Source organism: Herbaspirillum sp. GW103 (assembly GCF_000261365.1).
Classification (GTDB): Bacteria; Pseudomonadota; Gammaproteobacteria; order Burkholderiales; family Burkholderiaceae_D; genus Herbaspirillum.
In genome coordinates this window covers 983,088-1,001,889 of record NZ_AJVC01000003.1, presented here as the reverse complement: position 1 = coordinate 1,001,889, position 18,802 = coordinate 983,088, and the positions used below count along the sequence as shown (strand labels likewise).

At 64.1% G+C, this 18,802-nt stretch carries 16 protein-coding genes; 8 read left to right on the top strand and 8 right to left on the bottom strand.

Translation table 11 applies throughout. The annotated features are described in order from the left end of the window. Positions 1 to 217: 217 nt before the first annotated feature. Both GWL_RS08060 and GWL_RS08055 read right to left on the bottom strand, forming a co-directional pair. Positions 218 to 1,159 carry a LysR substrate-binding domain-containing protein gene (locus GWL_RS08060; RefSeq protein WP_008328597.1) on the bottom strand — a complete coding sequence of 314 codons (942 nt, stop codon included), beginning with the start codon at positions 1,157 to 1,159 and terminating at the stop codon, positions 218 to 220. A gap of 67 nt (positions 1,160 to 1,226) precedes the next feature. Continuing rightward, positions 1,227 to 2,003, bottom strand: coding sequence for a FadR/GntR family transcriptional regulator (locus GWL_RS08055; RefSeq protein ID WP_008328596.1), 777 nt, complete (start codon positions 2,001 to 2,003; stop codon positions 1,227 to 1,229). 309 nt (positions 2,004 to 2,312) lie between these two features. Between GWL_RS08055 and GWL_RS08050 the strand changes: the two genes are divergently transcribed. The 3 genes from GWL_RS08050 (at position 2,313) to GWL_RS08040 (ending at position 6,006) form a co-directional block, all read left to right on the top strand. After that, positions 2,313 to 3,746 carry an aldehyde dehydrogenase family protein gene (locus GWL_RS08050; protein WP_008328591.1) on the top strand — a complete coding sequence of 478 codons (1,434 nt, stop codon included), beginning with the start codon at positions 2,313 to 2,315 and terminating at the stop codon, positions 3,744 to 3,746. 45 nt (positions 3,747 to 3,791) lie between these two features. Next, positions 3,792 to 4,550 (top strand): SDR family oxidoreductase, encoded by a 759-nt coding sequence (locus GWL_RS08045; RefSeq protein ID WP_008328589.1) that lies wholly within the window; start codon positions 3,792 to 3,794, stop codon positions 4,548 to 4,550. A 148-nt stretch (positions 4,551 to 4,698) separates the two neighbouring features. Further along, a complete protein-coding gene (locus tag GWL_RS08040) occupies positions 4,699 to 6,006 on the top strand; it encodes an MFS transporter (protein ID WP_008328587.1) in 1,308 nt (435 codons plus the stop codon). 68 nt (positions 6,007 to 6,074) lie between these two features. Here GWL_RS08040 and GWL_RS08035 read toward each other — a convergent pair whose 3' ends face one another. The 5 genes from GWL_RS08035 to GWL_RS08015 form a co-directional block, all read right to left on the bottom strand. Beyond that, on the bottom strand, positions 6,075 to 6,356 hold the full coding sequence (locus GWL_RS08035; RefSeq protein ID WP_008328583.1) for a hypothetical protein: 282 nt from the start codon (positions 6,354 to 6,356) through the stop codon (positions 6,075 to 6,077). Between the two features lie 99 nt (positions 6,357 to 6,455). Beyond that, positions 6,456 to 7,172 carry an ABC transporter ATP-binding protein gene (locus GWL_RS08030; protein WP_008328581.1) on the bottom strand — a complete coding sequence of 239 codons (717 nt, stop codon included), beginning with the start codon at positions 7,170 to 7,172 and terminating at the stop codon, positions 6,456 to 6,458. Continuing rightward, entirely contained in the window at positions 7,165 to 7,923 is a 759-nt protein-coding gene (locus GWL_RS08025) for an ABC transporter ATP-binding protein (RefSeq protein WP_008328579.1), read from the bottom strand. The genes GWL_RS08030 and GWL_RS08025 overlap by 8 nt, the downstream gene beginning before the upstream one ends. Then, complete coding sequence (locus tag GWL_RS08020; RefSeq protein WP_008328578.1) at positions 7,923 to 9,143, bottom strand: branched-chain amino acid ABC transporter permease; 1,221 nt, start codon at positions 9,141 to 9,143, stop codon at positions 7,923 to 7,925. The genes GWL_RS08025 and GWL_RS08020 overlap by 1 nt, the downstream gene beginning before the upstream one ends. Positions 9,144 to 9,146: 3 nt before the next feature. Beyond that, positions 9,147 to 10,082, bottom strand: coding sequence for a branched-chain amino acid ABC transporter permease (locus tag GWL_RS08015; protein WP_008328577.1), 936 nt, complete (start codon positions 10,080 to 10,082; stop codon positions 9,147 to 9,149). 162 nt (positions 10,083 to 10,244) lie between these two features. Between GWL_RS08015 and GWL_RS08010 the strand changes: the two genes are divergently transcribed. From GWL_RS08010 to GWL_RS07990, 5 genes are all read left to right on the top strand, one after another. Beyond that, entirely contained in the window at positions 10,245 to 11,720 is a 1,476-nt protein-coding gene (locus GWL_RS08010) for a YdiU family protein (protein ID WP_008328576.1), read from the top strand. Positions 11,721 to 11,806: 86 nt separating this feature from the next. Continuing rightward, on the top strand, positions 11,807 to 12,202 hold the full coding sequence (gene msrB / locus GWL_RS08005) for a peptide-methionine (R)-S-oxide reductase MsrB (RefSeq protein WP_008328575.1): 396 nt from the start codon (positions 11,807 to 11,809) through the stop codon (positions 12,200 to 12,202). A 45-nt stretch (positions 12,203 to 12,247) separates the two neighbouring features. Continuing rightward, on the top strand, positions 12,248 to 12,868 hold the full coding sequence (locus GWL_RS08000; protein ID WP_008328574.1) for a septation protein A: 621 nt from the start codon (positions 12,248 to 12,250) through the stop codon (positions 12,866 to 12,868). Continuing rightward, positions 12,865 to 13,149: a BolA family transcriptional regulator gene (locus GWL_RS07995; protein ID WP_008328564.1), complete on the top strand. Its 285-nt coding sequence runs from the start codon at positions 12,865 to 12,867 to the stop codon at positions 13,147 to 13,149. Before GWL_RS08000 ends, GWL_RS07995 begins: the two co-directional genes overlap by 4 nt. Positions 13,150 to 13,240: 91 nt before the next feature. Beyond that, complete coding sequence (locus GWL_RS07990) at positions 13,241 to 14,017, top strand: peptidylprolyl isomerase (protein WP_008328562.1); 777 nt, start codon at positions 13,241 to 13,243, stop codon at positions 14,015 to 14,017. Between the two features lie 269 nt (positions 14,018 to 14,286). On the opposite strand, the gene purL is transcribed toward GWL_RS07990, so the two are convergent. Then, a complete protein-coding gene (purL, locus tag GWL_RS07985) occupies positions 14,287 to 18,309 on the bottom strand; it encodes a phosphoribosylformylglycinamidine synthase (protein WP_008328561.1) in 4,023 nt (1,340 codons plus the stop codon). Positions 18,310 to 18,802 lie beyond the last annotated feature (493 nt).

Here is an 18,802-nt window from a genome sequence, read left to right as displayed (position 1 = left end):
TTCGCTCGCCCCTGCGGGCTGGTGTTGATGACATCGCGGCAAGCGATGCAGAGGATGCGCCCCCAAGCGCATCGGCGGCGTCCTCTGTAGGCGGGGGGCTCAAGGACAACCGGGGTCGCCACCAGTGTAACCGATGCCGCCAGCTCGGCAGTTATTTTCAGCAATTCATCAAAAAATCTGAATTTTCATACCGAAAAACCGGGGGGCTCATTCAGTTTTATTCACGTTCCAGCACCCGCGTATGCCCCCACTGGCCTGAGCGGCACAGTGCGTCCGTCACATCCAGCACCAGCTTTTCTACTGCAGCGGCGGCGGTGGTGAGGGGGATATTGCGGGAAGCGCACAACACCAGGGTGCGCGAGATCTGTTCTCCGGCGATGCGATGCGCCACCATCTCGCCGCGCTCGATGTCGGCCAAGAGCGGAGCCACCGGCAGGATGGTGGCCCCGATATCGGCCAGGATGGCGGACTTGAGGATGGCCACCGAGTTGATCTCGATGACGTTATCCAGGCTCATGCCCTGGCTACGCACCAGGTTTTCGATGCGCGGTCGCACGCCATGGGCCAGTCCCGGCAGGATCAGCGGGGCCTGGATGGCCTGGGCCAGCGGCACCCCCTTGCGGCCCTTGACACCGTACTGCGATCGGGCGCGGGTGATGTACATCATCTCTTCCTCGATCATGGGTGTGGCCGCGAAGGAAGAGAGCTGGCCATCATCGAACAGCACGGCCAGGTTCAGGCGTCCTGATTTCAGCTGGGTGATGAGGTTGCCAGTCAATTCCTCGGTCAGTTGCAGGGTGATCTCGGGATAGATCGAGCGTACCGCGTTCAACAGCGGCAAGGCCAGCGCATTGGACACGCTCTGCGGAATGCCCAGCGCCACCGTGCCCGAGGGTTTGTCGGTGGATTGCGCCACGGCCTGCTTGGCGTCCTGCACCTGCTTGAGGATCGCCAGTGCATGCTCATAGAAGACCTTGCCGGCATCGGTGGCGATCACGCCCTGGGCCGAGCGGTGCAGCAGCTGTGCCGCCATCTCGTCTTCCAGCTGGCGGATCTGCTGGGTCAGCGCCGGCTGGGCGATGTGCAGCACCCGCGCCGCGCGCGAGAGCGAACCGTGATCGACGATGGCCACGAAGTAGCGCAGTTGACGTAATTCCATGCGATGAGTTTTTCCGGCCAGAGTGTTGAGTAGTCAATTCAATTGACAGCTTTGATGACAACCAGCCCTACAAGCCAGGCCGGCTGTTGAACATGCGCGTACGGGCGTTCTCGATGTGGCCGCGCATGGCCCGCCGGGCGCCCTCGGCATCCTGCTGGCGGATCAGCTCGAAGATCTGGCGGTGCTCGTCCATGGCATCCTGCGAGCGCTTCCAGGGCGGGATGTGCATCAGGTGGCGCAACATGTTGACGGCGTGGCTGACGTCGTATTCCAGAGTCTTCATCACCTGCACGAAGCGCAGGTTGCCGGTGGCCTGGGCGATGGCTTCATGGAACCCGAAATCGTAATGGTGGGCAATGCCGCCCACGCGGTTGGCTTCCTCGAAGCCGAGCAGCAAGGTATCCAGTTTTTCCAGATCCTGCTTGTTGCGCCGCAGGGCGGCCATGTAGGCGCATTCCGGTTCCAGCACCAGGCGCAGTTCCAGGCCATTCATGATGTGGCCGATGCGGGTCTCGGGTTCGCCGTCCGGTCGCGCCGGGGCCAGTCCCGCCTTTTCCTTCACATAGGTCCCCGAGCCGCGCAGGGACTCCACCAGTTGATCCTCACGCAGCCGGTCCAGCGCCTGCCGCACCACCGGGCGCGAGACCTCGAACAGCGTGGCCAGGTCATTTTCCGAGGGCAGCTTGCTGCCGACGGCGATGCGGCCTTCGACGATGGCATGGAACAAGGTTTCATAGACCCGTTCAGCGAAGCGTTCCGGACGCACCGGTCCCAGGCCGGCCGCAGCCAGGCTCAGGATTTCATTGGAAGCGCCGGGGCGCGCAGACTTGCTCGATAAAGGCATCGACCCTCCAGGACAGTGGCAAGGTGACAGAAACGACATGGCGCATGGTAGCGGATTTGTCATCCTCACCGCCAGCGGCAGGCTACAGGCAGTCAGCAAAGCAGTAAATTCATTTGACATCTTCCGCGTACCGGCTTAGATTCGGTCACCACCAAAACAGCAGTTCAACACAAGACATCAGGAGACACGCCCCTGCCAGGCCATGCCCGGACCACTGGTCCGGCGCTCTCTGCGCTCGCCTTGCATGCCGCCCTGCCGCCTGCGTTGCCCTGCCCTTCCAGTGAACCGCACCCCAAGGACCCCACCGCCATGCAGCAGCACTTCATCGACAATCGCTGGGTCGCTCCCGCCTCCGGCGAGAGCATCCCTGTCATCGATCCCTCCGACGGCCAGACCTTCGAGGCCATCGCCCGCGGCAATGCGGCCGATATCGACCAGGCCGTGCAAGCCGCCCGCCTTGCCTATGAAGGCCCCTGGGGGCGACTCTCGGCCGCCGAACGCAGCCGCCTGCTGATGAAGCTGGCCTACAAGCTGCAAGATCACCAGGAAGAACTGGCCCAGCTCGAAGGCCGCGACTGCGGCAAGCCCATGAAGCAGGCGCGCGCCGATGCCGCAGCCATCGTGCGCTACTTCGAGTTCTACGCCGGTGCCGCCGACAAGCTGCATGGCCACACCATTCCCTACCAGGCCGGATATACGGTCCTGACCTTGCGCGAGCCGCATGGCGTGACCGCTCACATCGTGCCCTGGAACTACCCGATGCAGATCTTCGGGCGCTGCGTGGGCGGGGCACTGGCCGCCGGCAACACCTGCGTGGTCAAGCCGGCCGAGGATGCCTGCCTGTCCATTCTGCGGGTGGCCGAACTGGCCGCCGAGGTCGGCTTCCCGGCGGGCACGTTGAACATCGTCACCGGTTATGGCCACGAGGCCGGCGACTTGCTGGTCAAGCATCCGGATGTGGATCACGTGTCCTTCACCGGCTCGCCCAACGTCGGCAAGCTGGTCGTGCGCGGGGCCGCCGAGCATCACACGCCCGTGACGCTGGAACTGGGCGGCAAGTCGCCGCAGGTGGTATTCGAGGATGCCGATATGGAGGCCCTGCTGCCGGTGGTGGTCAATGCCATCGTGCAGAACGCCGGTCAGACCTGCTCGGCGGGCAGCCGGCTGCTGGTGCAGCGCGGGGCTTATGAGCAGGTGCTGGAGCGTCTGTCGGGACTGTTCTCTGCGCTCAAGGTCGGCTCTTCGCAGATGGACCTGGACTGTGGCCCGCTGATCCGCAAGACCCAGCAGGAGCGCGTGGCCGGTTTCCTCTCGGATGCGCGGCGCGACGGCATTGCGCTGGTGGCGCAAGGCGAGATCGCCGCCGCTGCCCCGGCCGGCGGCTTCTACCAGGCCCCGGCCCTGCTGCGCGATGTCCCGCCGCGCCATCGCCTGGCGCAGGAAGAAGTCTTCGGTCCGGTGCTGGCGGCCATGCCCTTCGAGGATGAAGCCGAGGCCATTGCCCTGGCCAACGGCACCGACTACGGCCTGGTGGCCAGCGTCTGGACGCGTGACGGTGGCCGCCAACTGCGGCTGGCGCGCGCCATTCGCAGCGGCCAGGTCTTCATCAACAACTATGGCGCCGGCGGCGGCGTGGAACTGCCCTTCGGCGGCGTGAAGGCCAGCGGGCACGGACGCGAGAAGGGCTTCGAGGCACTCTATGGCTTCACGGTCCTCAAGACCATTGCCATCCGCCACGGCTGATCCCCCTTCCCTTCATCCAACACGCAATTTTCAAGGAGACACATCATGCGTTTGCAAGACAAGGTAGCCATCGTCACCGGTGGCGGTTCGGGTTTCGGAGAAGGCATCGCCAAGGTCTACGCCCGTGAAGGCGCCGCCGTGGTGGTGGCCGACATCGGTGAGGCCGGTGGCCTGCGGGTAGTGGAAGAAATCAAGGCCGCCGGTGGCCGCGCCGTCTTTGCCAGGGCCGACGTCTCCAAACGCGCCGACATGGATCAGTTGCTGGCCAGTGCCCTGGAACACTTCGGCAAGCTCGACATCGTGGTCAACAATGCCGGCACCACCCACCGCAACCGCCCCATGCTGGAAGTGGAAGAAGACGAATTCGACCGCGTCTATGCCGTCAACGTGAAAAGCATCTTCCTCTCGGCCAAGACCTTCGTGCCGTATTTCCGCCAGGTCGGCGGCGGCGCCTTCGTCAATATCGCCTCCACCGCCGGCATTCGTCCGCGTCCGGGACTGACCTGGTACAACGGCAGCAAGGGTGCGGTCATTACCACCAGCAAGTCGATGGCCGCCGAACTGGGTCCCGACAAGATCCGCGTGAACTGCGTCAACCCGGTCATCTCGGCCACCGGACTGCTCGCCGAGTTCATGGGCGTGCCCGATACCCCGGAAAACCGCAAGAAGTTCGTCGCCACCATTCCCATGGGCCGCTTCTCCACCCCCGAGGACATCGCCAATGCCTGCCTCTACCTGGGCTCGGATGAAGCGCAATTCGTCACTGGCGTCTGCATCGAAGTCGACGGAGGACGCTGCGTGTAAGTCGGCAGTGTAAAAAACTTCATGCCAGCGGTGAGGATAATGATTTGACAATACCCTCACCGCCACTACAATGCGGGGCACCGTGTACCGGCCACCAAGAGCCGGCAACGTACAACAACGATACGTCAAACAACCTCTGGAGTGAGACATGAGCTACCAAGCAGGTGCCGCCGCCGACGGCGTGGGCACATCCTTTGAAGACGCGACCTACAGCAAGGTCACCTGGCGGCTGCTGCCGCTGCTGTTCCTGTGCTATGTGGCGTCCTACCTGGACCGGGTCAACGTTGGCTTTGCCAAACTGCAGATGCTGCAGGACCTCAAGTTCAGCGATACCGTCTACGGCCTGGGCGCGGGCATTTTCTTCCTGGGCTACTTCATCTTCGAAGTGCCCAGCAACATGATCCTGCACAAGGTGGGAGCACGCCTGTGGATCGCCCGCATCATGATCACCTGGGGCATCATCTCCGGCGCCATGGCCTATGTCACCACGCCGGAGATGTTCTACATCATGCGTTTCCTGCTGGGGGTGGCCGAGGCCGGCTTCTTCCCTGGCGTGATTCTCTATCTGACCTACTGGTATCCGGCTGCCCGGCGCGGCAAGATCACCGCACTGTTCATGACCGGCATCGCACTCTCGGGCGTGATCGGTGGCCCGCTCTCGGGCTGGATCATGCACGCCATGCCGGGCGTGTGGGGTCATACCGGCTGGCAGTGGATGTTTATCCTGGAAGCCATTCCTTCGCTGATCCTGGGCGTGCTGATCATCCTCTACATGAAGGATCGCATCCGTGATGCCGAATGGCTCACCGAGGAGGAAAAACGCCTGCTGGAAACCAACATCAGCCACGAAGAAAGCCAGAAGGAGCACCTGTCTCTGGGTGCCATGTTCGCCAATGGCCGGGTCTGGCTGGGCGCGCTGATCTACTTCTGCTTCGTCATGGGCCTGTATGGCGTGAGCTTCTGGCTGCCCACCATCATCAAGGCTACCGGCGTGAGCGATCCTCTCAACGTGGGCTTGCTCACCGCCATCCCTTACGCCTTCTCGGCCGCCGCCATGGTGCTCATCGCCCGCAGCGCCGACGCCCGCCGCGAACGTCGCTGGCACGTGGCCATTCCGGCCTTCGCGGGCTGCATCGGCCTGCTGCTGTCGACCCTGTACGGCCACAACACCGCGCTGGCCATGGCCTCGCTGACCCTGGCCAGCGTCGGCATCCTGACCACCCTGCCGCTGTTCTGGAGCCTGCCGACGGCCTTCCTGTCGGGTACGGCCGCCGCGGCCGGGATCGCGCTGATCAACTCGCTGGGCAACCTGGCCGGCTTCGTCAGCCCCTTCCTGGTGGGCTGGCTCAAGGACACCACCCAGAGCACCAATGCCGGCATGTATGTGCTGGCGGCCTCGCTGGTCGTCGGCGGCCTGCTGACGCTCACGCTGCCGGCCAAACTGGTCAACAAGTAAGCATCAAGGCATCAGCGACAACGGCGGCCCGCTGCAAGCGCGCCGCCGTTTTTTTTCTTCCATCGGGATCAGGATTGCCGCGCCGCTTGCGGCTCCAGCAGTTGCCGCATGGCCAGCCGCACCAGCTCGGCATGCGCGGCCTGCGCAAAGCGCTGCCGCTGGCGCGCGATCAACTGGTCGACCCGGGTACGGTCGCCGTGGCAGAGTTCGGTCATGCGGGCGGTCATTTCCAGATAGCCCTGCGGATCGTAGAGGGGCAGGTCCTGCCGCTGCACATGACGCAACCAGGCGCGGTCAGCCGCGTAGACGGCCAGGATGGCGAGGCAAATCAACAGGGGCCAGAGCAGCATGACGGTCTCCCGAAGAGGTCAAGCGCAGATTGTGTCCGCCCCGCGCCGGCCCGACCATCGCGACTGCACGAGAATTGCCTGGTTTTGCCGACGCTGGTCTCAGAGCGCCAGCCATTCCTGCTGCAGCGCCTGGTCCGCCGCCAGTTGCGCCGGGGTGCCATGGAAGACCATCTCGCCGCGCCCCATCACATAGAGCCGCTGCGACATCTCCAGCGCCAGCGCCTGCTTCTGCTCGATCAGCAGCACCGCCACCTGGCGCTGGCGCAGCCGTTCCAGGCAATGCGCCACCTGCTCGACCATCTGCGGCGCCAGCCCTTCGGTGGGTTCGTCGATCAGCAGCAGCAAGGGATTGCCCATGAGCGCCCGGCCCAGCGCCAGCATCTGCTGCTCGCCACCCGAGAGCGCGCCGGCGGCCACCTTGTGGCGCCGCGCCAGGGCCGGGAACAGCGCCAGCACCTCTTGCTCGCGCCAGCCATCGGCCGGTGGCCGACCGCCCTTGCGCCCCAGTAGCAGGTTCTGCTGCACGGTAAGGGTGGGAAAGACATCACGACTTTCCGGTACATAAGCGATGCCGCGTCGTGCGATGGCATGGGTGGGCAGTCCGGCCAGCGGACGTCCTTCGAAAAGGATCTCGCCGCTGCTGCGCACCTGGCCCATCAAGGCCTTGAGCAAGGTGGAGCGGCCCGCGCCGTTGCGGCCCAGGATGCTGACGATCTCGCCCGCCTGCACCTCCAGCGAAATGGCCTGCAATACATGGCTCTGGCCATACCAGGCCTGCAAACCTGTCACTGCGAGCAGGGGATGGCGCTTATCCATGGCGCCTCCGGTCCAGGTACAGCGCCTGGACGTCGGCATTGGCGCGGATGCGCTCGGCACTGTCACAGGCGATCACGCGACCGTTGTCCATGACGGCGATGCGGTCGGCCAGGCCGAAGACGACCTGCATGTCGTGCTCCACCATCAGCAGGGTCTTGCCGACGGTGACTTCGCGGATCAGCGCCACCATGGCCGCGCTCTCGGCGCGGCTCATGCCGGCGGTGGGTTCGTCGAGCAGGATGACGGAGGCATCCGCAGCCATGGTCACGGCCAGTTCCAGCGCGCGCTGTTCGGCGTAGCTCAATTCGCCCGCCGCCACCTCGGCGCGCGCTGCCAGACCAACCTGTTCCAGCACCGCCAGCGCGCGCGCGCTGGCATCGCGCAACTGGCCGATGCGGCGCCAGAAGGCATAGCGGTAACCCAGCGTCCACAGCAGCGCACAGCGCACGTTCTCAAAGGCGCTCAGGCGCGGGAACAGACTGGTGATCTGGAAGCTGCGTGCCAGCCCCAGGCGGTGGATGCGCTGGGGCGGCTCGCGCGTGACGTCGCGCCCGTGCAGCAGCACACGGCCGCTATCGGCCCGATAGCGGCCCGAGATGACATGAAAGAGACTGGACTTGCCCGCGCCATTGGGACCGATCAGGGCGCAGCGCTCGCCAGGCTGCAATTGCAGGTCGACACCGCGCAGAATCTCGCTGCGGCCAAAGGCTTTATGGATGCCCTGCAGCACCAGCGGGGAAGATGTCGTCATCATGTCCTCCCCTTGCGATGCCAGGCCAGCAAGCCCGCGCTGCCCACGCCGATCAGTGCCATGGCGATGATCCAGGGTCGGGCCGCATGCACGTCGATGGCGCAGCCCCAGAGCAGCAGCGGTGCAGCGCCCTCGCCTGTGTCGGCCAGGCTGCCCAGGCTGGCCTGGTAAGCCATCTCGGTAGCCAGGATCACGCCGGCCAGCGTGCACAGTGCTGCAGCCAGCCACAAGCCCAGGCGCCACGCCTGCCGGGCATCCAGGCCACCGCCGCGCAGCAGGCGCCAGCTGCGGTCGATCAGGCTGGCCAGTCCGCCCGGCGCCGTCATCACGATCAGGATGAAGAAAGCGCCGAGGTAGAACTGCCAGGCCTGCGTGAAGGTCGACAGCCAGGAAGAAAACAGCACCCCCACCACGCCCCCCAGGATGGGGCCGTAAAAATAGGCGGTGCCGCCAATGAAGGTGAACAGCAGGATGGTGCCGGAACGCAGCGCGCCCACGTATTCGGCACTGACGATTTCAAAGTTGATGGCCGAGAGCCCGCCCGAGACACCCGCAAAGAAGGCCGACAGGATCAACGCCAGGTAGCGCACCCGCTGCGGATCGTAGCCGAGGAAGGCGGCGCGCTCGGGATTGTCGCGCACGGCGTTGAGGATGCGGCCCAGGGGCGTATGACGCAGGGCGTAGATGGCAATGGCGCAGACCAGCAGCCAGCCGGCGATCAGGTAATACACCTGGATTTGGGGTCCGTAGCTGATGCCCAGCACGGGCTGGCCGATGACACGGTTTCCCGAAATCCCGCCCTCGCCGCCAAAGACCTCCGGCAACATCAGTACGCTGGCCGAGACCAGCTCCACCAGCCCCAGCGTGATCATGGCGAAGGTGGTACCGGCGCGACGCGTGGTGAGATAACCCAGAACCACCGCACAGAGCGCCCCGGTCAGGCCGCCTGCGAGCGGCACCAGCGTCACCGGGAAGGCCAGCGCGCCAGCGTCCATGCGATTCATGAGGTCAATGGCGCCGAAGGCGCCGAGCCCGGAATACACCGCATGACCAAAGGAGAGCATGCCGCCCTCACCGAGGAGCATGTTGCAGGACAGACAGAGCAGCACCATCGTGCCCATCTGCGACAGCAGCGACAAGGCCGCGCTCTGCGGGAACACCAGGGGGGCGGCCAGCAGCACCAGGGCAAACAAAAGCCAGGCAAGCAGGCTTGATCGCATCGTTCAGCCCTCCCGCCGGCCCATGAGACCCTTGGGCCGCACGATCAGCATGGCCACCAGCAGCAGATAGGGCAGCACCGGCGCCACCTGTGCCAGCGTCAGCCGCACCAGCGGTGCCAGGGCACTGCCCGCCGGCACCTGCACGCCCAGGCTGGCCAGGGAGATATCCAGCGCCACCGCAAAGGTCTGCATCATGCCGATCAGCAGCGAAGTGATGAATGCTCCGGCCAGCGAGCCCAGGCCGCCGACCACCACCACCACGAAGATGATGCTGCCCACCGAGGCAGCCATGCCCGGTTCGGTGACGAAAGCATTGCCGCCGATGACCCCGGCCAGCGCGGCCAGTGCGCAGCCACCGCCAAAGACCAGCATGAACACGCGCGGCACGTTGTGGCCCAGCGCCTCGACCATCTGCGGATGGGTCAGCGCGGCCTGGATCACCAGTCCGATGCGGGTATGGCGCAGCAACAGCCACAAGGCCAGCAGCATGAGCGCCGCCACCAGCAGCATGAAGCCGCGATAGACCGGGAAGGCAGTCGAATAGAGCGTAAAGAGCGTGCCGTCCAGCTCGGGCGGAATGCGATAAGGCACGGGTGAGCGTCCCCACACCAGCTGCACCAGTTCCACCACCAGATAGGACAGGCCGAAGGTGAACAACAATTCCGGCACATGCCCGTAGCGATGCACGATGCGCAGGCCGTAATGCTCCACCAGCGCCCCGGCCACGCCCACGAGCAGCGGCGCCAGCAGCAGCGCCCACCAGAATCCCAGGACCCCGGCCAGCGCATAGGCCACGTAGGCGCCCAGCATGTAGAAACTGGCGTGGGCGAAGTTGGGCACGCCCATCATGCTGTAGATGAGGGTCAGGCCCGAGGACAGCAGGAACAGCAAAAAGCCGTAGCCCAGGCCGTTGAGGAAGGTGATCAGCGCGAATTCCAAAGTACCAGCCTTGCCGGGATGTCGTGTCAAAGAGGAAGAAAAGCTTGCCGCGCCCGGCCAAGCCCGGCCGCACGCAAAAGTGGAGCGATCCTATGGGATTCGCGCTTCTCTGTCAAAATAGCGGATTGCGGCCCGGTTCGGGCCGCGCGCCACAGGCTGACCATGACGCAACCCTATCCGCTTCCCGTCTTCGAGAACCGTTTCGCCGCACTGCCGCCGGCTTTCCATACCCGGCTGCAGCCCACCCCCTTGCCCGCGCCCTACCTGGTCGGCTTCAGCGAGGCCGCAGCGGCCACTGTGGGACTGTCGCGACCGGCTCACGAGGATGACAGCTTCCTCGACGTCTTTGCCGGCAACCGGATCGCACCGGGTTCCTTGCCGCTGTCGGCGGTCTATTCCGGGCATCAGTTCGGTGTCTGGGCGGGCCAGTTGGGAGATGGCCGTGCCATCACCCTGGGCGACCTGCCGGCGGCCGACGGCCAGGGCCGCATCGAGCTGCAACTCAAGGGGGCCGGCCAGACGCCCTATTCGCGCATGGGCGATGGCCGCGCCGTGCTGCGCTCCTCGATCCGTGAGTTCCTCTGCTCGGAGGCCATGGCCGCGCTCGGTATCCCGACCACCCGCGCCCTGACCGTGATCGGCTCGGACCAGCGCGTGCTGCGCGAAACGCCGGAAACCGCCGCCGTCGTCACCCGCATGGCGCCCAGCTTCATCCGCTTCGGCTCCTTCGAACACTGGTACTACAACCAGCGCTTCGATGACTTGAAGATCCTGGCCGATACCGTGCTGGAACAGTTCTATCCGCAGCTGCTGACCGAAGCGAACCCGTATCAGGCCCTGCTCAGGGAAGTCACCCGCCGCACCGCCACCCTGATGGCGCAATGGCAGGCGGTGGGCTTCATGCACGGCGTGATGAATACGGACAACATGTCCATCCTCGGCCTGACGCTGGATTACGGCCCCTTCGGCTTCATGGAAGCCTTCGACGCACGCCACATCTGCAACCATACCGACAGCCAGGGCCGCTACAGCTACCAGATGCAGCCGCGCATCGGCCAGTGGAACTGCTTCGCGCTGGGCCAGGCCATGCTGCCGCTGATCGGCTCGGTGGAGCAGACCGAGGCGGCGCTGGCCGATTACGAGGCGATCTTCCAGGCCCGCCACGACGCGCTGCTGCATGCCAAGCTGGGCCTGAACACACGCCAGCCCGATGACGATCAACTGATCCAGGCCCTGTTTGCCATTCTGCAAGCCAACCACGTCGATTTCACCCTGTTCTTCCGTCGCCTGGGCGACTTGCGCATCGGCAATCCCGAGCAGGACGAGCCGCTGCGCGATCTCATCCTCGACCGCCCCGCCTTTGATGCCTGGGCCGCGCAATACCGCCAGCGCCTGCGCGCCGAGGATAGCGACGACGAGGCCCGCCGGCTTGCAATGCAGGCGGTCAACCCCAAATACGTGCTACGCAATTACCTCGCCCAGGTCGCCATCGACAAGGCGCAACAGAAAGACTTCAGCGAAGTGGCGCGCCTGCAGCAGATCCTGCGCCATCCCTTCGACGAGCAACCCGAATTCGACCGCTATGCCGACCTGCCGCCGGACTGGGCCAGCCATCTGGAGGTGAGTTGCTCTTCCTGAGACCGGCCTGACTTTTGGCACTTCTGAAACTTTCTTCCTGAGCGGGCCGCCGTTGCCCGCCGTCCGTCATCCCCAAGGAGTCAAGCATGAACAAACGTGTAGAAAAGACCGAAGCGCAATGGCGCGACCAACTGGACCCGATGGAATATCAGGTCACCCGCGAAGCCGCCACCGAGCGCGCCTTCACCGGCCGCTACTGGGATCACCATGAAGCCGGCATCTATACCTGCGTCTGTTGCGACACCCCGCTCTTCACGTCGGACGCCAAGTTCGACTCCGGCTGCGGCTGGCCCAGCTACTTCGAACCCATCGATCCGGCCAACGTACGCGAGAAAGTGGACCGCAGTTATGGCATGATTCGCACCGAGATCATCTGCAACGTCTGCGACGCCCATCTGGGCCATGTCTTCCCCGACGGCCCGCCGCCGACCGGACTGCGCTACTGCATCAATTCGGCTTCGCTGCGCTTCGACCCGGCGTAAGCCGGCCCTCCAACGATTTTTTGACATACTGAAGAAGCCCAAGCGATGAAGTTCCTGTTCGACCTGTTCCCCGTCATCCTGTTTTTCGGCGTCTTCAAATGGGCCGAAGGCCATCCCTCGGCTGCCCAGGATCTGGTGATGCAATACCTCGGCGGGGCCATGTCGGCCGGCGCCGTCACCGCCACCCAGGCGCCCATCCTGCTGTCGACGGCGGTGGCCATCGTCGCCTCGCTGGGCCAGATCGGCTGGCTGCTGTTGCGCCGGCGCAAGGTCGATGGCATGTTGTGGGTGTCCCTGGCCATCATCGTGGTCTTTGGCGGGGCCACCATCTATTTCCGTGACGACACCTTCATCAAGTGGAAGCCGACCATCCTCTACTGGGCCTTCGGCCTGGCCTTGCTGGTGTCGCAGCTGTTCATGAAGAAGAACCTGATCCGCGTCATGATGGAAAAGCAGGTCACCCTGCCCGAACCCATCTGGCCGCGCCTGAACCTGGCCTGGATGGTCTTCTTTGCGGTCATGGGCGTGCTGAACCTGTATATCGCCTTCAATTACTCGCTCGATACCTGGGTCAACTTCAAGATGTTCGGCAGCATGGGCCTGATGTTTGCCTTCATCATCGGCCAGAGCCTGTTCCTCTCCAAGTACATGAAGGATGAGCAATGAGCGCCGCCGATACCCGTGTGGCGCGCATGACCGAGCGCCTGACTGCAACTTTCTCGCCCTCGGTCTGTCTGGTAGAGGATGAGTCGGCGCTGCATGCAGGACATGCCGGTGCCGCCTCTGGCGGAGGACATTACAGGATCCGCCTGGTTTCCAATCTGTTCGAAGGCAAAAATCGTTTGAACCGTCATCGGCTGGTGTATGATTGCCTGTCCGACCTGATGCAGCAGGAGATTCATGCGCTGGCCATAGTGGCGCTCTCCCCGTCAGAGGCAACGAACTGAGACCAAGAACAAAGACCGACACCTGCTTATCCAGCCCCTCCTGTTTTTCTTCTCCGTTTTGATTCTTTCCTTTATTTTCTAGGATTCAACAATGACATTCAAACCCGCTCGTCTGCTGGTGCTGCTGTTCGCTATCGCTTCCATCCCGGCCTTCGCACAAAACCTCGCCGTCGTGAACGGCAAGGCGATCCCCTCTTCCCGCGCCGATCTGATGGTCAAGCAGATGACTGCGCAAGGCCAGCCCGACAGCCCGCAGCTGCGCGGTGCCATCAAGGAAGAGCTGATCAACCGTGAAATCCTGATGCAGGAAGCCGACAAGCAGGGCCTGTCCAACAGCACCGACGTCAAGAACCAGCTGGAACTGGCCCGCCAGTCCATCGTGATCCGCGCCCTGATCGCCGACTACCTGAAGAAGAACCCGGTCTCGGACGCCGACATCAAGGCTGAATACGACAAGTTCAAGGCCCAGGCCGGCGACAAGGAATACCACGCCCGCCACATCCTGGTGGACAAGAAGGAAGACGCCGAAGCCATCATCGCCAAGCTCAAGGCCGGTACCAAGTTCGAAGACCTGGCCAAGCAATCCAAGGACACCGGTTCGGCAGCCAACGGCGGCGATCTGGACTGGGCTACCCCGGCTTCCTTCGTCAAGCCTTTCTCCGACGCCATGGTCGCCCTGAAGAAGGGTGAAATCACCCAGACGCCGGTACAGACCCAGTTCGGCTGGCACGTGATCCAGCTGGAAGACGTGCGTCCGGCCAAGGTCCCGACCCTGGAAGAAGTCAAGCCGCAGATCGCTGAAGCCCTGCAACAGAAGAAGCTGCAGGCCTACCAGGAACAACTGCGCGCCAAGGCCAAGGTGCAGTAAGCCTCGCGCCCGGATCGTCGAAGAGGAAGGCCCGCACGGCACTCCTCTTGGCCCGCTCTCCCGCATGCCCGGCCAGGTTTCCTGACCGGGCATGTTGTTTTTTGGCTGGCGCTGAGCGAGTCCGGAACGAGTCCGGAACGACTGCAGAAAAAAAAACGCAGTTCCTTTCGGAACTGCGTTTTTTTTCACCTGGCTTTTTCAGCCCCTGCCCGAGTACCCGCCGTAGCGGGCAATCGAAACAGGAAACTTCATCTCAAGCCATTTCAGGCTCAACCCACCCACTTGCGGGCATTGCGGAACATGCGCATCCATGGCGAATCCTCGCCCCACGACTCCGGGTGCCAGGACTGGGTCACGGTGCGGAAGACGCGTTCGGCGTGCGGCATCAGGACCGTGAAGCGACCATCCGGGGTGGTCACCGAGGTGATGCCCTGGGGCGAACCGTTGGGGTTGAACGGATAGGCTTCGGTGGCCGCGCCGCGATGGTCGACGTAGCGCATGGCGATGATGGCACGGTCGATGTCACCGGTCTGGGAGAAGTCGGCAAAACCTTCTCCGTGGGCGGTGGCAATCGGTGCCTGGGTACCGGCCATGCCCTGCATGAAGATGGACGGCGAATCGGCCACTTCCACCATCACGAAACGCGCCTCGAACTGCTCGGACTTGTTGCGGGTGAACTTGGGCCAGGCTTCGGCGCCCGGGATCATGGACTTCAGATTGCTCATCATCTGGCAACCGTTGCAGATACCCAGCGAGAAGGTGTCCTGGCGCTGGAAGAAGCGCGAGAACTGTTCGGCCAGCTGCGCGTTGAACAGGATGGTCTTGGCCCAGCCTTCGCCAGCGCCCAGCACGTCACCGTAGGAGAAACCGCCCACGGCGATGAAGCCCTTGAAGTCATCCAGCTTGGCGCGATTGGCGATGAGGTCGCTCATGTGCACGTCCACGGCGGTGAAGCCGGCCTTGTGCATGGCATAGGCGGTCTCGATGTGCGAGTTCACGCCCTGCTCGCGCAGGATGGCGACCTTGGGACGGGCGGCTGCGCCCAGCGACAGGTAGGGTGCGGCGATGTCTTCCTGCGGATCGAACGTCAGCTTGGGCGTCATGCCGGGATCGGCTGCATCCAGCAGGCGATCGTATTCGGCATCGGCGCAGGCCGGGTTGTCGCGCAGACGGGCGATGCGCCAGCTGGTCTCGCTCCAGACGCGATGCAGCTCGGCGCGCGGCTGGCTGTAGATGTTCTTGGCATCGCGCATGAATTCGATCACGTCGCGGTCATTGGGCTTGCCGATGATGTGGCTGCACGCGCCCAGGTTGTAGCTGCGCAGCACGTTCATGACCTCCGACTTCTGCTCGGCCGGGACCTGGATCACGGCGCCCAGCTCTTCGCTGAACAGCGCGCGCAGGGTCAGCTCATTGCGGCGCTCGGCCACTTGCGTGGTCCAGTTCTTGGAATCGCCCCAGTCGGCGGCGTGCTCGGCTTCCATGGTCAGGATGTCGAGGTTGACCGAGATGCCGGTATGACCTGCAAAGGCCATTTCGGCCAGGGTCGCATACAGGCCACCATCGGAGCGGTCATGGTAGGCCAGCAGGCGGTCTTCGGTGTTGAGTTGCTGAATGGCGTTGAAGAAGGCCTTCAGGTCTTCGGCGCTATCCACATCGGGGGTCTCGTTGCCGATCTGCTGCATCACTTGCGTGAGCGCCGAGGCACCCATGCGGTTCTTGCCACGGCCCAGGTCGATCAGGATGAGGACAGTGTCGCCCTTGTCCTTGCGCAGTTGCGGGGTCAGCACGCGGCGCACGTCGGTCACCGGTGCGAAACCGGAAACGATCAGCGAGACCGGCGAAGTCACCGACTTGGCACCCTCTTCATCGCTCCAGGTGCTGCGCATGGACAGGGAATCCTTGCCGACGGGGATCGACATGCCCAGCGCCGGGCACAGTTCCATGCCCACGGCCTTGACGGTATCGAACAGCGCGGCATCCTGGCCAGGCTGGCCGCAGGCCGCCATCCAGTTGGCCGAGAGCTTGATGTCGCCGATTTCGGCAATCGGTGCGGCAGCAATGTTGGTGATGGCTTCACCGACGGCCATGCGGCCCGAGGCCGGGGCATCGATCACCGCCAGCGGGGTGCGCTCGCCCATGGCCATGGCTTCGCCCAGATAGCCTTCCAGACCCATGGCGGTCACGGCCACGTCGGCCACCGGCACCTGCCAGGGACCGACCATCTGGTCGCGCACGGTCATGGCGCCGACGCTGCGGTCACCGATGGTAATCAGGAAAGACTTGTCGGCCACGGCCGGCAGGCGCAGCACGCGCTGGGCCACCTCCACCAGGTCCATGCCGGTCAGGTCCACCGGCGGCAACTGCTTTTGCACGTGCTGCACGTCACGGTGCATCTTGGGCGGCTTGCCCAGCAGCACGTCCATGGGCATGTCGACCGGGTTGTTGTTGTGCTCGGGGTCGATCACCTTCAGCTGGCGTTCTTCGGTGGCGGTACCGACCACGGCGAAGGGTGCGCGCTCGCGTTCGCACAGGTACTGGAACAGTTCCAGGTGTTCCGGCAGGATGGCCAGCACGTAGCGCTCCTGGGATTCATTGCTCCAGATCTCGCGCGGGGCCAGGCCGCTTTCTTCCAGCGGCACACGGCGCAAATCGAAGATGGCGCCGCGCTTGGCGTCGTTGGTGATTTCCGGGAAGGCGTTGGAGAGGCCGCCCGCACCCACGTCGTGGATGGACTGGATGGGGTTGTCGTCACCCAGCGCCCAGCAGGCGTTGATGACTTCCTGAGCGCGGCGCTCCATTTCCGGGTTGCCACGCTGGACCGAATCGAAGTCCAGGTCAGCGGTGTTCACGCCGGTGGCCATCGAGGAGGCAGCGCCGCCGCCCATGCCGATGCGCATGCCGGGGCCGCCCAGCTGGATCAGCAGGCTGCCCACCGGCAGGTCGTTCTTCTTGGTGTGCTTGGCCGAGATGTTGCCCATGCCGCCGGCAATCATGATGGGCTTGTGATAGCCCATGACCTGGCCGCCCACGTTCTGCTCGTAGGTGCGGAAGTAACCGCCCAGGTTGGGACGGCCGAATTCATTGTTGAAGGCGGCGCCACCGAGCGGGCCGTCGATCATGATCTGCAAGGGCGAGGCAATGCGCTCGGGCTTGCCGTAGATGCCGCCCTGGGCGTGCTCATCGCGCTGCACCACCGGCTGGGCCACGTCACGGGCGTTTTCCCAGGGTTGCACGGCGTGGGTGACCATCAGGTTGGAGACGGTGAAGCCAGTCAGGCCGGCCTTGGGCTTGGAGCCACGGCCGGTCGCGCCTTCATCGCGGATCTCGCCGCCAGCGCCGGTGGAAGCGCCCGGGAAGGGGGAAATCGCGGTCGGGTGATTGTGGGTTTCCACCTTCATCAGGATGTGGGTCAGCTCGTCGGAGGCTTCATAGACGTTGCCCTTGGTAGCGCCGCGCTGGTAGAAGCGCGAGACGGTGGCTCCCTCGATGATGGAGGAGTTATCAGAATAGGCCACCACGGTGCCCTTGGGCGCCAGCTGGTGGGTGTTCTTGATCATGCCGAAGAGCGACTTGTCCTGCTTCTCACCATCGATGGTCCAGTCGGCGTTGAAGATCTTGTGGCGGCAGTGTTCGCTGTTGGCCTGGGCGAACATCATCAGTTCGACGTCGGTGGGGTTGCGCTGGGCCTTGGTGAAGGCGTCCACCAGGTAATCGATCTCATCATCCGACAGGGCCAGGCCCAGTTCGGTGTTGGCGCGTTCCAGCGCGGCACGGCCGCCGCCGATCACGTCGACCGACTCCAGCGGCCTGGCTTGCAGCTCCGTGAACAAGCCGGCAGCGTCCTGCGGATCACGCAGCACGGTCTCGGTCATGCGGTCATGCAGCAGCGCGGCCACGGCCGCAATGCTGGCTTCATTGAGCTTCTTGGCTCCGCCCAACAGGCCCGTCTTGACCTGCACGCGGAAGATGATGCCGCGCTCCACGCGGTGGATGTGACCCATACCGCAATTGCGCACGATGTCGGTGGCCTTGCTGGCCCAGGGCGAGATGGTGCCGAAACGCGGAATCACCACGAAGGCATCGCCCTCGTCGCTGCCGTTGAAGGGGTCGCCATAGGTCAGCAGGCCGTTGAGGCGGGCCTCATCCTCTTGCGTCAGGGCCTTGGCGTCGACGAAATGCAGGTAGCGGCCGCACACGCCGGTGATGGCGGCATCCACGGCTTGCAATTGGCTCAGAAGGCGTTGGGTACGGAAAGCGGAAAGGGCATTGGAGCCCGGCAGGATCAGCATGGCGAGGTCGAGGCAGTTAGCTTGAATCGGGAAAACCGTCGCAGCATCGCGGCAGTGACCGGTCCACCGACACCGGCCGCCCCGAATGACGCATTGCACAAGGAAAAATCGTGCAGGTCGGAGACTGGCGAGATGATGGATCGTGCGCGCGTTTGCTGGCAAAGCCGGCATTATACCGTGGACACCGCGCCAAGTCCCGTGCAAAGCGAGCCGGCCCGCAAGCCTGCCTGTGGCGGCCTGTAGCGGCCTGTAGGGGCAAGATGGATGGCCTGGCCTGCCCTTTGGTGGGGATTGACGCACTTGACCGGGGCCTGTTGTCATCGCAGCCGCAGCACCGAGCGTTGTCCCTCTGGAGAGCAGTTCGCTTCAGTCGGTGGCAGGTCGATATGTAGCACTGCGGCAATATCCAAACGACAGCGATATTTCGCGGTATCATTCGGCCCGCATCGGCCCCTGCCAGAGCAGGTGCAAGAGGCGCCCGAGCCACTGCCCG